A 14,356-nucleotide genomic window follows, 5' to 3' on the forward strand; every position below is an offset into this window, starting at 1 on the left:
CTAGAATCGAGAAGCGATGTCTGAGACCAAGTCCGTCACCGAGCGACTCTCGGCCGCCATGCCGAGGATCGTCGACACGGGCACCCTGGCGGTGCTGGTCGCCGTGTACGGCGTGCTCGTGCTCGCGGCGGCCGGTCGCAGCGTCTACCAGATCATCGACCACTTCTCGAAGGCGCCGGTCGCGATCAGCGTCTCCGCCGCATCCGCCGTCGTCTACATCCTCGCCACGGTCGCGCTGATCGTGCACCGCGGCGTCTGGTACCGCATCGCCTGGATCACCGTCTCGATCGAATTCGCCGGCGTCATCGTGATCGGATGCGTCACCGCGTTCCTCCCCGACGCGCTCGGCCCCGGCTCGGGCAACGCCTTCGGCGACACCGCGACCGTGTGGACGGTGTTCGGCCAGGGCTACTTCTTCGTGCCGCTCGTGCTGCCGCTGGCCGGCATGTGGTGGCTGAGGGCGCACCGCCGGTGAGGGTCTTCCGCGAGCTCATCGAGGTGCCGGCCGACTTCGGGCCGAGCGCCGTGGCCATCGGCAAGTTCGACGGCGTGCACTCGGGGCACCGGGCGGTGCTCGGCAGGCTGGTCGGGCGATCGCGCGAGCAGGGCCTCGTCTCGACCGTGGTCACCTTCGACCGCAACCCGCTCGAGGTGATCGCCCCCGAGCGCTGCCCCGACTCGCTGGTCAGCCTCGACCAGAAGCTCGACCTGCTCGCCGGGACCGGCGTGGACGCGGCGCTCGTGCTGCACTTCGACCGCGAGCTCGCCGACGTCGCCGCAGAGGACTTCGTGGTGCGCTACCTCGTGAACGCGCTGCACGCGAAGCTGGTGCTGGTCGGCTCCGACTTCCGCTTCGGCAAGGGCAACGCGGGCGACCTCGCGCTGCTGAACGGGCTCGGCACCCAGCACGGATTCGACGTCGAGCTGATCGACGACGTGGTCGGCGAGACGGGGGAGCGGGTCTCCTCCACCCGCATCCGCGAGCTGCTCGCCGCGGGAGACATCGCCGAGGCGCAGCGTCTGCTCGGCCACCCGCCGACCGTGCGCGGGGTCGTCGTGCACGGAGCCAAGCGCGGCCGCGAGCTGGGCTTCCCGACCGCGAACCTGTCGCCGCAGTCGGAGGGGCTGATCCCGGCCGACGGCGTGTACGCGGGCTGGCTCGCCGACGGGGGAGTGCGGCACCCTGCCGCGATCTCCGTCGGCAACAACCCGACCTTCGAGGGCGTGCCGCAGAAGCAGGTCGAGGCGCACGTCATCGGCGAGGAGCTCGACCTGTACGACCACGAGGTCGAGGTGAGCTTCGTGGCGCGCATCCGCGGCATGGTCGCCTTCCAGGGCGTGCCCGCGCTGATCGAGCAGATGGGCCGCGACGTGGTCGAGGCGCGGGCGCTGCTCGCCGCCGACGCGGCCTCCCGCCCGGAGCAGCCCGAGGCGTGAGCCCCGTCTTCCTGGACCGCGAGCCCGCGGCGCCTACCTGGGCGGCAGCAGCTCGCTCCTGAAGATCAGCGCCGCGGCGCCGATCAGCGGGCCCTCGCCCGACAGCCCGGAGGGCACCACCTTCACCTTGCGCACGAACTCGAAGTGGTGCGCGGCCACCTGCTCGCGGATGAAGTCGAACAGGTCCGGCGTGGCCTGCGAGAACCCGCCGCCGATGGCGACGACGTCGAGGTCGAGCAGCGCGGCGGCGCTCGCGATCGCCTTGCCGACGGCTCGGCCGGTGCGCTTCATCGCATCGACGGCGACCGGGTCGCCCTCGCGGTACGCGGCGGCGAGCTCCTCCCCGGTCGCGCCGGCGAACCCGTGCCGCCGCGCATAGGCGACGGTGTGCGGGCCGCTCGCGATCGCCTCGAGCACCTCCCGGTTGCCGAAGGTGTCCTCGCCGACGATGCCGGCGACCTCGACGTGCCCGATGTGGCCGGCGTTGCCGGTGCGGCCCGTGATCACCCGGCCGTGCGCGATGATGCCACCGCCGACGCCGGTGGAGACCACCATGCCCATCACGTTGTCGACGCCCTGCGCGGCGCCCACCCAGTGCTCGGCCAGCACGATCGCGACGCCGTCCATCTCGAGCGCGACCGGCACGTCGAAGCCGGCCCGCGCGACCGCGTCGCCGATCAGCTCCCGCATCGGGTAGCCCCGCCAGGACGGCACGTTGAGGGGGGAGATGGTGCCCGCCGTGCGGTCGACCGGCCCCGCGCATCCGATGCCCACGCCGGCCAGCTCGAGATCGCCCCGCGCGCGCAGCATGTCGAGCGCATGCCGCACGACCCCGCGCACCGACGCCTCGAGCGCGGCGACCTCGGCCTCGCGGCCGGTCGCCAGACGGCTGCGCGAGCCGGGGATCAGAACGCCCGCCCCGTTCACCAGGGCGGCTTCGACCTTGGTGCCGCCGAAGTCGACGGCGAGCACGACGGATTCAGGCATGCTTCCCAGCCTATTGGCGACCGATCGGATGCCTGGCGCCGCGGCCCCTACACGCCGAGATGCACGGCGCGCCGGGCCACCCGGACCAGGCTGCCGCCCCGCCGCTTGACCAGCACGGCGCCCGCCACGAGGGAGACCAGCAGCGGCACCGCCCCGGAGACGACCATGCCGGTGTGGGCGCCGAAGCGGTCGACGATCTGACCCATGATCGGTCCGCCGATGGACTGGCCGCCGAGCTGGATGAGCACGAACACGCCCATCACCCGGCCGCGGATGGCGATGTTGCTCGACATCTGCACGAGCGAGTTCGACGCCGTGAAGTAGAGCAGCTGGGCCATTCCCGCGCCGATCAGGAGGATCGCGAACGGCACGATCTGCGGGGCGATGCCGGCGAGGCCCTGCACCAGGCCGAGGATCGCTCCGCCGACGATCACGAGCCGCAGGCTGACGCCGCGCCGGCGGGTGGACAGCAGCGCGCCGCTGAGCGCGCCCACCGCGACCAGCGAGTTGAAGATGCCGTAGCCGCTCGGGCCGACGCGGAAGACGTGGTCGGCGTAGGCGGTGAGCAGGACCGGCATCGTGTAGATGAACAGCGACACGGCGCACAGCACGACGAGGGTGAAGCGGATCTCGTCCTTGCGGGCCGCGTACTCCAGGCCCTCGCGCAGCTGGCCCTTGCGGCGCGTCGCGGGCGGCGCGGCGATCAGCTGCGCCGGGTTCATGCGGCTGAGCGCATACACGGTGCCGAGGCAGGCGAGGGCGTTCAGCGCGAACGACCAGCCGCCGCCCACGGCGGAGAGCAGCACGCCGCCGACCGCCGGCCCGATCAGCGCCCCGAGCTGGAAGGTCGAGGAGTTGAGGCTGAGCGCATTGCGCAACAGGGCGGGCCCGACGACCTCGGAGACGAAGGACTGCCGGGCCGGGTTGTCGAGCACGGTGGCGAAGCCGCCGAGGGTGGCGATGATCCAGATCATCCAGACCTCGATGGATCCGGTCAGGATGAGCACCGACATGGTGGCCGCGAGCAGCGCGGTGACCGACTGAGTGACCTGCAGGATGACCCGCTTCGGGTAGCGGTCGGCGACGACGCCGCCGATGAGGCCGAAGAGCAGCATCGGCGCGAACTGCAGGGCGACCGTGACGCCGACGTCGGCGACGTTGCCCGAGAGCTGCAGCACGATCCAGTCCTGCGCGATGCGCTGCATGCCCTGCGCGGTGGTCGCCACGATCTGTCCGGTGGCGTAGAGGCGGTAGTTCGGCACGCGCAGAGAGGCGAACATGTCGCGCCACCGCGGGCGCTCGTCGAGGGTCAACAGGGGCTCGGTGGGGGGATTCGCGGCGCTCACAACGGATGCCACGCTAGTCGTATCGTTTCGATAAGTCCTTAGAATGGCGTCAATAACTCCCATTACGAACGGCAATGCCCCGCGGGCGGGGCGGAGGACGAGGACGACGATGTTCGACCCGGTGCTGCTGCAGACCTTCCTGGCGGTCGCCGAGACCGGCAGCTTCACCCGCGCCGGCGCGCAGCTGCGGCTCAGCCAGCCGACCGTGAGCCAGCATGTGCGCCGGCTCGAGAGCGCGTGCGGGCGCGTGCTCGTCGACCGCGACACCCGCCAGGTGCGGCTCACCGACAACGGCGACGCGATGGCCGGCTTCGCCCGCAGCATCCTCGCCGCGCACGCGGCGGCGGACGCGTACTTCTCCGGCAAGGCCATGCGCGGACGGCTGCGCTTCGGCGCCGCCGATGACTTCACGATGACGCAACTGCCGCGCATCCTGAGGGAGTTCCGGCAGCGGCATCCGCAGATCAATCTCGAACTCACGGTGGGGCAGTCCGCTTCGCTGCACCGGCGGCTCGCGGCCGGCCAGCTCGACCTGATCTTCATCAAGCAGAACCCGGGCGCGGGCGAGGGCGTGCGGGTCAGCACCGACCAGATGGTGTGGATGGCGCTCGACGGCATCCAGCTCGCGCCCGATGAGCCGGTGCCGCTCGTCTCGTACCAGGACCCGTCGATGAGCCGGCAGATGGCGATCGGCGCCCTCGAGAAGGCCGGGCGCACCTGGCGCATCACCTGCAACACGCGCGAGGTGAACGGGGTGCTGTCGGCCGTGCGCGCGGGTCTCGGCGTCGCCGTCTTCCCCCGCACGCTCATCCCGGCCGACCTGGTCAAGGTCACGAACCGCCTGGGCCTGCCCGAGATCGGCGACATCGACTTCACCCTGATCGCCAACCCGCACGCCGCCGCGGAACCCGTCGACGCCCTGAGCAGCGCCATCATGGGCCGCACGCTCGTGCACTGAACCGGCGACCGGGTACCGTAGGTCGCATGGGCGAGATGCGGGACGACGGTGCTCCCCGCGTGACGGCGTTCGTCGGCGACAGCCTGACCGCCGGCGGCGACTGGCAGGCGTGGCTGCCCGACGAGTCGGTGATCAACTTCGGTGTCGGAGGCAACACGACCGACGACCTGCTCGAGCGGCTCGACGACGTGATCGCCGCGCAGCCCCAGACGGTGGTGCTGCTGATCGGCACCAACGACTTCGCCTGGCGGCAGCCGGTGGAGCACATCGTGCGCAACACCGAGACGATCCTGTTCAAGCTGCGCAAGGCGCTGCCGGATGCGCAGCTGCTGGTGATCGGCATCCTGCCCCGGCAGCCGGAGTACGCGCACGTCATCCGCGAGGTCAACACGCACGTGCGCCAGTACGCCTCCACGGTGCGCGCGCAGTACCTCGACGCGTGGCCGGTGCTCGCCTCCGACGATGGCGGGCTGAAGCACGAGTACACGGAAGACGAGCTGCATTTGACGCCCGCCGGGTACCAGGCGCTGCTGTCCGAATTGAAGCCGGCGCTCGAGACTCTCCGGGGCCAGCCGCCCTCCTCGCGGGCGATCATCCTGCCGCGCAGCACGCGCTGACGAGGGCCGCGACACGCCCCACCCCCGCACGGGGGCGTTGGCGCTCGGGTGCTGCACGGCTTACTGTCTCCTCGGGGTTGAGGGGAGTCATTCACGGCACGACTGAGAGGCAACCCCGTGCTCAAAAACCTCGACCCTCTGCTCACCGGCACGCTCCTGACCGCACTCGACGAGATGGAGCCTGGTCAGTGGCTGACGCTGACCGCCGGCGAGATCGACGTCTCCGATGCGTCTCGACCGTGCCCGGTCATCGACCTCTCCGGAGTGTCGACCGAGGCCGCGGCATCCGCGATCCTCAGCGTTCTTCCGCTGGACCGCTCCGGCGCTCCGATCGTCTACCTCGACGACGTCGCCGACGGCGAGGAGCTGCCCGACGTCGTGTTCGCGATCTGCGGCATCGCCGCCGACGCGGAACTGCGCCGGGTCCCCATGTCCCGGCTCGAGGAGACCGACTTCCGGCTGCTGGCCGGGCAGTCGACCGTCTCGGTGCGCTCGCACTGCGCGGGGGCTCCGTCGGCGTTCCTGCTGCGCAAGGGCGCCTCGGCGATCGACTAGGCCTTCGCCAAGTAAAGTTGCCGGGTGCCCCGCCCCAGCAACGCCCCGCAGCCCGTCCGCATGGCCCTCGCGCCCGGCTTCCTCGGCGCGATCGTCGCCATGGCGGGCCTCGCGCTGATCGGCACGGACGGCTACGTGTGGATCGACTACAGCGTGGCGATCCTCGCCGCCATCACGGGATGGTTCGCCGTCCAGGGGCGGCAGTGGTGGTGGGCGGCCGTCATGGCGGCCGTCGTCGTGCTGTGGAACCCCGTGTTCCCGCTCGCCCTGCCGGGCGTCGTGCTGAGCGGTCTGTCGATCGCCGCGGCCGCGAGCTTCATCGCGTGCGGCGTGCTGGTGCGGGTGACGCCCGGTTCGTGACCGGCGCGGCGGATGCCTGTGCCGCATCTTCCTGTAAACTGGCCCACAGCGACGGATTCCCGCTCCGTCGCGGCCCGTGCAGGTTCTCCAGCACGCTCGTGCCGCGGCCTGGGTCCCGTCCCAGATCGGCCGAAAGCGTCCCTGCGGCGCGTGCGGCCACGAACACGTTCGTGGAGGACCATGTCCCAGACCGGTGAACGCGTCGCGCAGCAGCGGCGCACCGGACGCCGTCATCAGAACAACGACGGCCTCATCCCCGTGCTCGCCCGGCGCGTGCGCGAAGTCGAGGCGAAGGCCCAGGGCGGCAAGAAGCTCGGGCCGACGAACCGCACCAAGTTCCAGGTCATCGCCCTGCTGATGCGCGAGGAGCGCGCGCGGGCGAAGTCCGATCCCGAGCTGAGCGACGCGCAGCGCGCCGAGCAGCTGAAGCGGCTCGACGGCATCGCGCAGATCCTCGCCAAGACGGCGGCGCGCGACACGAGCCTGATCCAGCTGCTCGAGTCCGACTCCGCCCCGTCGGCGGCGGCGCAGAAGCTGCGCCGCGACTGGCTGCTGGAGTCGGGCACGGAGCTCAGCCCCGACGACCTGATCATCACCGTCGAGGAGCCGAAGGTGCTCGACGTGAAGCCCGTGCTCACCGCCGAGCTCGCCGAGAAGCAGGTCATCCCGCAGTCGGTGAAGGCCAAGCAGCTGTCCAACCCGTTCCTGGCCCCCGACTTCTCCCGCTACGCCGCGCAGGCCGCCCCCACACCGCGCCGCCGCCTCGATTCGTGGGAGCTCCTCGGTCCGCTCTTCAAGTCCTTCGAGCAGGGCTCCGGCGGCCGCATCGCGAGCATGGAGCTGCCGCCGGCGCCGCGCATCGACCGCTACGCCCCGCCCGGAATGGAGCTGATGAAGCACCAGGCCGAGTTCGTCGAGGCGGCGCGCCTCGGCCACCGCACCTTCCTGCTCGCCGACGAGCCGGGCCTCGGCAAGACGGCGCAGTCACTGCTCGCCGCATCCGTCGCCGGTGCGTACCCGCTGCTCGCGGTCGTGCCCAACGTCGTCAAGGTGAACTGGGCGCGCGAGGTGGAGCGGTGGACGCCGCACCGCCGGGCGACGGTCATCCACGGCGACGGCGAGGGCCTCGACGCGTTCGCCGACGTCGTCATCGTGAACTACGAGGTGCTCGACCGGCACCTCGCCTGGATCTCCGAACTCGGGTTCCGGGGCATGGTCGTCGACGAGGCGCACTTCATCAAGAACCTGCACTCGCAGCGCTCCCGCTACGTGCTGGGCATCGCCGACACGATCCGCAAGACGGCCCCCGGCGGCGAGCCGCTGCTGATCGCCCTGACCGGAACGCCGCTGATCAACGACATCGACGACTTCCGCGCGATCTGGCAGTTCCTCGGCTGGATCGACGGGGACAAGCCGAACCGCGAGCTGATGGACCGGCTCGAGGAGACCGGCCTGACCCCGGCCGACCACGAGTTCTACCCGGAGGCCCGCGAGGCGGTCATCGACATGGGCATCGTGCGCCGCCGCAAGATCGACGTCGCCGCCGACCTGCCCTCGCGCCGCGTGGTCGACCTGCCCGTCGAACTGGACGACGAGCTGGGCCGCTCCATCCGCGCCGCCGAGCGCGAGCTCGCCGCCCGCCTCGTCTCGCGCTACGAGCGCGCACTCGCCGCCGGCGTCGGCCGCGACTTCGAGGGCGACTCGGAGGCCCGCACCGAGCACCTGATCCGCATGGTCGCCCACGCGGAGCTCGAGGAGTCGAAGAACGCCAAGACCGGCGACAACGTCTTCACCATGGTGCGCCGCATCGGCCAGGCCAAGGCGGGCCTCGCGGCCGACTACGCCGCGCAGCTGGCCCGCTCGGCCGGCAAGGTGGTCTTCTTCGCCAAGCACATCGACGTCATGGACCAGGCGGAGGAGGCGTTCGCCGCCCGCGAGCTGCGCACCGCGTCGATCCGCGGCGACCAGACCTCGCTCGAGCGCCAGCGCCAGATCGACGCGTTCCAGAACGACCCCGACGTCGCCGTCGCGGTGTGCTCGCTCACGGCCGCGGGCGTCGGCCTGAACCTGCAGGTCGCCTCCAACGTGGTGCTCGCCGAGCTGTCCTGGACGGCTGCCGAGCAGACCCAGGCGATCGACCGCGTGCACCGCATCGGTCAGGAGGAGCCGGTGACCGCGTGGCGCATCATCGCCGCGCAGACGATCGACGCGAAGATCGCCGAGCTCATCGACGCGAAGCAGTCGCTCGCGGCGCGGGCGCTCGACGGCTCCGACGTGGACCCGACGTCCGAGGCATCCGTGCAGCTCGACGCGCTGGTCGCGCTGCTGCGCGACGCGCTGGGCCGCTAGTCGTCGTCGAGGTCGTCGAACTCGTCGTCGTCCTCGTACTCGTCGTCGAAGGGCACCGGGCGCTCGTCGTCGGGCAGCGCCTCGTCGTCTTCGTCGTAGTCCTCGACGTCGACGTCATCCGGGTCGTACAGCTCGTCGTCGGGCTCGTAGTCCTCGACGTCTTCGGGCGCCTCGTCCTCAAGGTCGAGGTCGTCGTCGTCGAAATCATCCACGCGACTGTCGCTCATGCGGTCAGAGTAGCCCGAGCCGACAGGGGGAGTCGAGTGCCGATTCGGGATGAATCCGGCCCGTGCCGCAGACTGTTCACATGAGCAGCACGGGCGTCGAGATCGAGCGCAAATACGACGTCGACGAGGGCGCACGGATGCCCGATCTCACGGGCCTGCCGCGGGTCGTCGCCGCCGACGAACCGAACGGATTCGACCTCGACGCGACCTACTTCGACACGCCGGAGCTCACCCTCGCCGACCGGCACGTCGCCGTGCGCCGTCGGGTCGGCGGCCATGACGCCGGCTGGCACATCAAGTGGCCGCCGCAGGCCGAGGGGCGCACCGAGCAGCAGTTCCCGCTGGGGGGCGAGGAAGTCCCGGCCGAGGTGCGTGCCGCGCTCGCCGAGCTGGTCGGCGACGCCGAGCTGGTGCCGATCGCGCGCATCCGCAACCACCGCGTGGCGACGGTGCTGCGCGATGCCGCGGGCGGCGCGCTCGTCGAGCTGGCGGATGACCACGTCGCCGCGACCGATCTGCTGCACGGCGTCGAGCGGCGGTGGCAGGAGTGGGAGGCCGAGCTGCTCGACGCCGGCAGCGCCGGAACCGCCGCCGACCGGGCGGCGCTGCTCGACGCGATCGAGGAGCGCCTGGTGGCGGCCGGGGCGCGGCCGGCGTCGTCCGGGTCGAAGCTCGCCCGCGCCCTCGGGGTATCCGGCCGGTGACGGCACGGAATAGAGTCACTGAGCGAAGGAGCGCAGCGCGATGCGTATCGGAATCCTGACCTCGGGCGGCGACTGCCCCGGTCTCAACGCCGTGATCCGCGGCGCGGTGCTCAAGGGCGACCGCGTGTACGGCCACGAGTTCGTCGGCTTCAAGTGGGGCTGGAAGGGCGTCGTCGAGGGCGACATGATCCCGCTCGACCGGCACCGCGTGCGCGGCCTGTCGAAGGAGGGCGGCACGATCCTCGGCTCGAGCCGCACGAATCCGTATGAATCCGGCGGCGGCCCCGAGAACATCCAGCGGATGCTCGACCGCAACGGCATCGACGCGATCATCGCGATCGGCGGGGAGGGCACGCTCACCGCGGCGCGGCGGCTCAGCGACGACGGGCTGCGGATCGTCGGCGTGCCGAAGACGATCGACAACGACCTGCAGGCGACCGACTACTCGTTCGGCTTCGACACCGCCGTCGGCATCGCCGTGGATGCGATCGACCGGCTGCGCACGACCGCCGAGTCGCACCGGCGCTGCATGGTCGTCGAGGTGATGGGGCGCTACGTCGGCTGGATCGCCCTGCATGCCGGCATGGCCGGAGGAGCGCACGCGATTCTCATCCCGGAGGTGCCGCAGTCGATCGAGCGGGTCTGCGAGTGGGTCGAGTCGGTGCGCGACCGCGGCCGTGCCCCGGTCGTCGTCGTCAGCGAGGGCTTCCACCTCGACGGCATGGACGGCGCGCACTCGCACAAGGGACTCGACCCGTTCGGCCGTCCGCTGCTCGGCGGTATCGCCGACATCATCGCCCCCATGATCGAGGAGCGCACCGGCATCGAGTCGCGCGCGACCGTGATCGGCCACATCCAGCGCGGCGGGGCGCCCAGCGCCTACGACCGCGTGCTCGCCACCCGCTTCGGCTTGGCGGCGATCGACGCGGTGACCGAGGAGAAGTGGGGCACGATGGTCGCCTTGCGCGGCACCGAGGTGGTCAGCGCGAGCATCACGGATGCGACGCGCCGCCTGAACGCCGTCCCCCGCCACCGCTACGACGAGGCCGCCCTCCTGTTCGGCTGAGCGCGCGTCCCGGCCGCCTCAGTTCTCCACAGAGGCGAGGCCGAGGCGGTCGAGGATCCAGGCCAGCTCCCAGGCGCGCTCCTTCCACGCGTTGTAGCGGCCGGAGACCCCGCCGTGGCCGGCGACCATCTCGATCTTGAGCAGCGCGGGGGCGCCGAGGGCGCGCAGCCGCGCCACCCATTTGGCGGGCTCGACGTAGAGCACCCGGGTGTCGTTGAGGCTGGTCACGGCGAGGATCGGCGGGTACGAGGCATCCGTTCGCAGGTTCTCGTACGGGCTGTACGACTTCATGTACGCATACACCGCAGCGTCGTGCAGCGGGTCGCCCCATTCGTCCCACTCGATGACGGTGAGCGGCAGCGACGGGTCGAGGATCGAGGTGAGGGCGTCCACGAACGGCACGCCGGCCAGGATGCCCGCGAACAGCTCCGGGGCGAGGTTCGCGACAGCGCCCATCAGCAGCCCGCCGGCGCTGCGCCCCTCGGCGACCATCCGGTTCGGGGCTGTCCAGGCGGTGTCGATCAGGTGGCGCGCGGCGGCGACGAAGTCGGTGAAGGTGTTCCGCTTGGCGAGCTTCTTGCCGTCCTCGTACCAGTAGCGGCCGAGCTCGCCTCCGCCGCGCACGTGGGCGATCGCGAACACCACGCCGCGGTCGAGCAGCGACAGCCGCGCCGTCGAGAACGACGGGTCGATGCTGTGCTCGTACGAGCCGTAGCCGTACAGCTCGAGCGGCGCGGGCGTGCCGGGCGTGACGAGGTCGCGCCGATACACCAGCGAGATCGGCACCCGCACCCCGTCCTCGGCCGTCGCCCACTCGCGCCGCTGCTCGTATCGACCGGGGTCGTAGCCGCCGAGCACCGGCTGCTGCTTCAGCAGGCGCAGCTCGCCGGTCTCGGGCACGTAGTCGTAGATCGTCTGCGGCGTCACCAGCGAGCCGTAGCCGAGCCGGATCGTCGGCTGCTCCCACTCCGGGTTTCCCGCCGCGCCGACCGTGTACAGCGGCTCGTCGAACCCCACTTCGGCGAGCTCTCCGTAGCCGTCCCCGGTCAGCGGGATCACGCCGAGACGCGACAGCCCGTCGCGGCGGTACTCGACGACGAGCCGGTCGCGGAACGCGTCGACGTCCTCCAGGCGCACGCCCGCGTCGTGCGCGAGCAGCACGCGCGGCGTGGCGCGGGGGTCGGATGCCGGTACGTCGACCAGCTCGAAGTTGAGGGCGCCGTCGTTGTGCAGGATGAGCAGCCGGTCCTCGCCGCCGACCACCGCGTGCTCGACCGAGTACTCGACCCCCTCGCGCCGGGGCCAGACGACCACGGGCTCGCCGGTCGGGTCCGAGGCGTCGATCAGCCAGGACTCGCTCGTGATCGACGAGCCCGCCCCGACCTCGATGTAGCGCCGGCTGCGGGTGAGCCCGGCGCCGACCCAGAACTTCTCGTCCGGCTCGTGGAAGACGGCGACGTCGGCGGAGGCATCCGTGCCCACCTCGTGCCGCCACACCGTGTCGGGACGCCACGCGTCGTCGACGGTGGTGCAAAATACGTATTTTGCGTCCGGGGAGAAGAAGGCGCCCGCGCTGGTGTTCGGCACCTCGTCGGCGAGGTCTTCGCCGCTGGCCAGATCGCGGATGCGCAGCGTGTAGCGCTCGTCGCCCTCGGTGTCGACCGCGTAGGCCAGAAAGCGCCCGTCGGCGGAGACGTCGAACGATCCGAGCGAGAAGAAATCCAGACCTTCGGCCTCTACGTTGGCGTCGTACAGCACCTGCTCGCCCGGCAGTGCCGGAGTGCCCGCATCCACCTGCGCCGGCGTCGGCGGCGTCCAGTCGTCGGGCCCGGAGATCGGCGCCCGGCAGTGCGCGGCGTACTGCTTCCCCTCGAACGAGCGCGAGTAGTACCAGAAGCCGCCCTCGCGCACCGGCACGGAGAGGTCCGTCTCGAGGGTGCGCGACTTGATCTCGTCGAAGATGGTCTGCCGCAGCCCGGCCAGGTGGGCGTTCTGCGCCTCGGTGTAGGCGTTCTCGGCGGTCAGGTGAGCGATCACCTCGGGGTCGTCCTTGTCGCGCAGCCACTCGTACTCGTCGACGACGGTGTCGCCGTGGAAGGTGCGCTCGGTCGGGATCTTCTTGGCCACGGGGGCGGTGTCGGTCACGCCTCCATAATGGCGCTATGGCCAGATTCGCGAGATTCGACCGGTTCGGCGGCACCGAGGTGCTCTACATCGCGGAGCTGGATCCGCCGCATCCGGGCCCGGGGCAGCTGCGGGTGAGGGTGCGCGCGAACGGCCTGAATCCGGCCGACTACAAGATCTTCCACGACGCCGAGCACGCGAAGAACTACGGCGCCGTGCCGCCCACCGGCGTCGGGTTCGACTTCGCCGGCGAGGTCGACGAAGTGGGCGAGGGCGTCACCCGGTACACCGTGGGCGACGCCGTGATCGGCGGCAAGCGCAACGAGGCGATCGGCGATTTCGTGATCGTCGACGAGGACGGCGTCCTCACTCCGAAACCGCAACGGCTCGACTGGCCGACGGCGGGAGCGCTGCCGGTCGCCGGGCGCACCGCGATCGCGGCGGTGGACAGGGTGGGCGTCGGCCCCGGCGACACCCTGCTCGTCAGCGCCGCCGCCGGGGGAGTGGGCGTCATCGCGTGCCAGCTCGCGGTGTTGCGCGGGGCCACCGTGGTCGGCACCGCGAGCGAGCGCAACCACGACTTCCTGCGCTCGCTCGGCGTCATCCCGGTCGCGTACGGCGACGGCCTGGTGGAGCGGCTGAGGGATGCCGCACCCGGCGGCTACACCGCGGCGCTCGACAACCACGGGCCGGAGTCGGTCGACGCGGCCCTCGAACTCGGCGTGCCGCTCGAGCGCATCAACACGATCGCCGCGCGCGGTCATCGCGGCGCGCAGGGCATCGGCAATCCGCAGGCCACCGACGAGCAGTTCGCGGAGGTGGTGCGGCTCGTGGCCGAGGGCCGGGTCGTCGTGCCGATCGAGGCGGTCTACCCGCTGGAGCGCATCCGCGAGGCGTACGACCGGCTCGAGGGCGGCCACGTGCGCGGAAAGCTCGTCGTCGTGCCGGAGTAGAGCAAAAGAAAGTAGAGCAAAAGAAAAGGACCCCGGTGGGAACCGGGGTCCTGTGCTTCGCTGTTACGCCTGCGCCGGCTGCGCCTCGCTCTGGGGCTGGGGCTGAGCCTGCGACTGGGGCTGAGCCTGCGACTGGGGCTGCGACTGGCCGACGGCGGGCTGCTCGTGGCCCTCGTGGGCGGTGACGGCGATCTTGCGCGGCTTGGCCTTCTCGCTCATCGGGATCGTGATCGAGAGCACGCCGTTCGAGTAGTCGGCGGCGATGCGGTCGGTGTCGATGCCCTGGCCGAGGCTCAGCTGGCGCAGGAAGGTGCCGCCCTGGCGCTCACGGGTGAGCCACTTCACACCGTCGCCCGAGGCGAGGGTGCGCTGGGCGCGGATGGTCAGCAGCTGGCCGTCGACGTCGATGTCGACCGAGCCCGGGTCGATGCCGGGGAGGTCGGCGGACAGCACGTAGGTGTCGCCGTCCTTGTACAGGTCCATCGGCATCAGTCGGGGGCCGGCGGGGCGGTCGAAGAACGAGTTCGCCAGGCGGTCGAACTCACGCAGCGGGTCGAAGTTCATTGCCATAACAACCAACTCCTTTTTCGGTCTTCGGAACCTGAGTCTCATCGACTCAACCTGTCCTTACGTTAGCACTCCAACAGGGAGAGTGCCAGAATCATTCCCCGCC

15 protein-coding genes are annotated in these 14,356 nt (G+C 71.1%); 10 read left to right on the plus strand and 5 right to left on the minus strand.

Annotation, left to right across the window (positions count from 1 at the left end):
* Positions 1–16 precede the first annotated feature (16 nt).
* Positions 17–475, plus strand: coding sequence for a hypothetical protein (locus tag H563_RS0106235; protein ID WP_022881745.1), 459 nt, complete (start codon positions 17–19; stop codon positions 473–475).
* A complete protein-coding gene (locus H563_RS0106240) occupies positions 472–1,437 on the plus strand; it encodes a bifunctional riboflavin kinase/FAD synthetase (protein ID WP_027479169.1) in 966 nt (321 codons plus the stop codon). Before H563_RS0106235 ends, H563_RS0106240 begins: the two co-directional genes overlap by 4 nt.
* 33 nt (positions 1,438–1,470) lie before the next feature.
* Here H563_RS0106240 and H563_RS0106245 read toward each other — a convergent pair whose 3' ends face one another.
* Together H563_RS0106245 and H563_RS0106250 are read right to left on the minus strand one after the other, a co-directional pair.
* Positions 1,471–2,424, minus strand: coding sequence for an ROK family protein (locus H563_RS0106245; protein WP_022881747.1), 954 nt, complete (start codon positions 2,422–2,424; stop codon positions 1,471–1,473).
* A gap of 47 nt (positions 2,425–2,471) precedes the next feature.
* Positions 2,472–3,782 (minus strand): MFS transporter, encoded by a 1,311-nt coding sequence (locus H563_RS0106250; RefSeq protein ID WP_027479170.1) that lies wholly within the window; start codon positions 3,780–3,782, stop codon positions 2,472–2,474.
* Positions 3,783–3,879: 97 nt separating this feature from the next.
* Between H563_RS0106250 and H563_RS0106255 the strand changes: the two genes are divergently transcribed.
* From H563_RS0106255 to H563_RS0106275, 5 genes are all read left to right on the plus strand, one after another.
* Positions 3,880–4,728, plus strand: a complete 849-nt coding sequence (locus tag H563_RS0106255) for a LysR substrate-binding domain-containing protein (protein WP_022881749.1) — start codon at positions 3,880–3,882, stop codon at positions 4,726–4,728.
* Between the two features lie 26 nt (positions 4,729–4,754).
* Complete coding sequence (locus H563_RS0106260; RefSeq protein WP_022881750.1) at positions 4,755–5,345, plus strand: GDSL-type esterase/lipase family protein; 591 nt, start codon at positions 4,755–4,757, stop codon at positions 5,343–5,345.
* A gap of 117 nt (positions 5,346–5,462) precedes the next feature.
* A complete protein-coding gene (locus H563_RS0106265) occupies positions 5,463–5,900 on the plus strand; it encodes an RbsD or FucU transport (RefSeq protein ID WP_022881751.1) in 438 nt (145 codons plus the stop codon).
* A gap of 24 nt (positions 5,901–5,924) precedes the next feature.
* Positions 5,925–6,260: a DUF6804 family protein gene (locus tag H563_RS0106270; protein WP_022881752.1), complete on the plus strand. Its 336-nt coding sequence runs from the start codon at positions 5,925–5,927 to the stop codon at positions 6,258–6,260.
* 180 nt (positions 6,261–6,440) lie between these two features.
* Positions 6,441–8,609, plus strand: coding sequence for a DEAD/DEAH box helicase (locus tag H563_RS0106275; RefSeq protein ID WP_022881753.1), 2,169 nt, complete (start codon positions 6,441–6,443; stop codon positions 8,607–8,609).
* Here the strand turns inward: H563_RS0106275 and H563_RS15330 are convergent.
* Positions 8,606–8,836, minus strand: coding sequence for a hypothetical protein (locus tag H563_RS15330; protein ID WP_022881754.1), 231 nt, complete (start codon positions 8,834–8,836; stop codon positions 8,606–8,608). The genes H563_RS0106275 and H563_RS15330 overlap by 4 nt on opposite strands.
* An 80-nt stretch (positions 8,837–8,916) precedes the next feature.
* Here H563_RS15330 and H563_RS0106285 point away from each other — a divergent pair, with 80 nt between their 5' ends.
* On the plus strand, positions 8,917–9,540 hold the full coding sequence (locus H563_RS0106285) for a CYTH domain-containing protein (RefSeq protein ID WP_022881755.1): 624 nt from the start codon (positions 8,917–8,919) through the stop codon (positions 9,538–9,540).
* Positions 9,541–9,580: 40 nt separating this feature from the next.
* On the plus strand, positions 9,581–10,606 hold the full coding sequence (locus tag H563_RS0106290; protein ID WP_022881756.1) for a 6-phosphofructokinase: 1,026 nt from the start codon (positions 9,581–9,583) through the stop codon (positions 10,604–10,606).
* 18 nt (positions 10,607–10,624) lie between these two features.
* Here H563_RS0106290 and H563_RS0106295 read toward each other — a convergent pair whose 3' ends face one another.
* Positions 10,625–12,751 (minus strand): S9 family peptidase, encoded by a 2,127-nt coding sequence (locus H563_RS0106295; protein WP_022881757.1) that lies wholly within the window; start codon positions 12,749–12,751, stop codon positions 10,625–10,627.
* A gap of 17 nt (positions 12,752–12,768) precedes the next feature.
* Between H563_RS0106295 and H563_RS0106300 the strand changes: the two genes are divergently transcribed.
* Complete coding sequence (locus H563_RS0106300) at positions 12,769–13,683, plus strand: NADP-dependent oxidoreductase (RefSeq protein ID WP_022881758.1); 915 nt, start codon at positions 12,769–12,771, stop codon at positions 13,681–13,683.
* A gap of 63 nt (positions 13,684–13,746) precedes the next feature.
* Here the strand turns inward: H563_RS0106300 and H563_RS0106305 are convergent, their stop codons facing one another.
* The gene (locus H563_RS0106305) at positions 13,747–14,253 is read right to left on the minus strand and encodes an Hsp20/alpha crystallin family protein (protein ID WP_027479172.1); all 507 of its coding nucleotides are present in this window, start codon (positions 14,251–14,253) and stop codon (positions 13,747–13,749) included.
* Between the last annotated feature and the right edge of the window lie 103 nt (positions 14,254–14,356).

It is taken from the genome of Gryllotalpicola ginsengisoli DSM 22003, assembly GCF_000419445.1.
GTDB lineage: Bacteria > Actinomycetota > Actinomycetes > Actinomycetales > Microbacteriaceae > Gryllotalpicola > Gryllotalpicola ginsengisoli.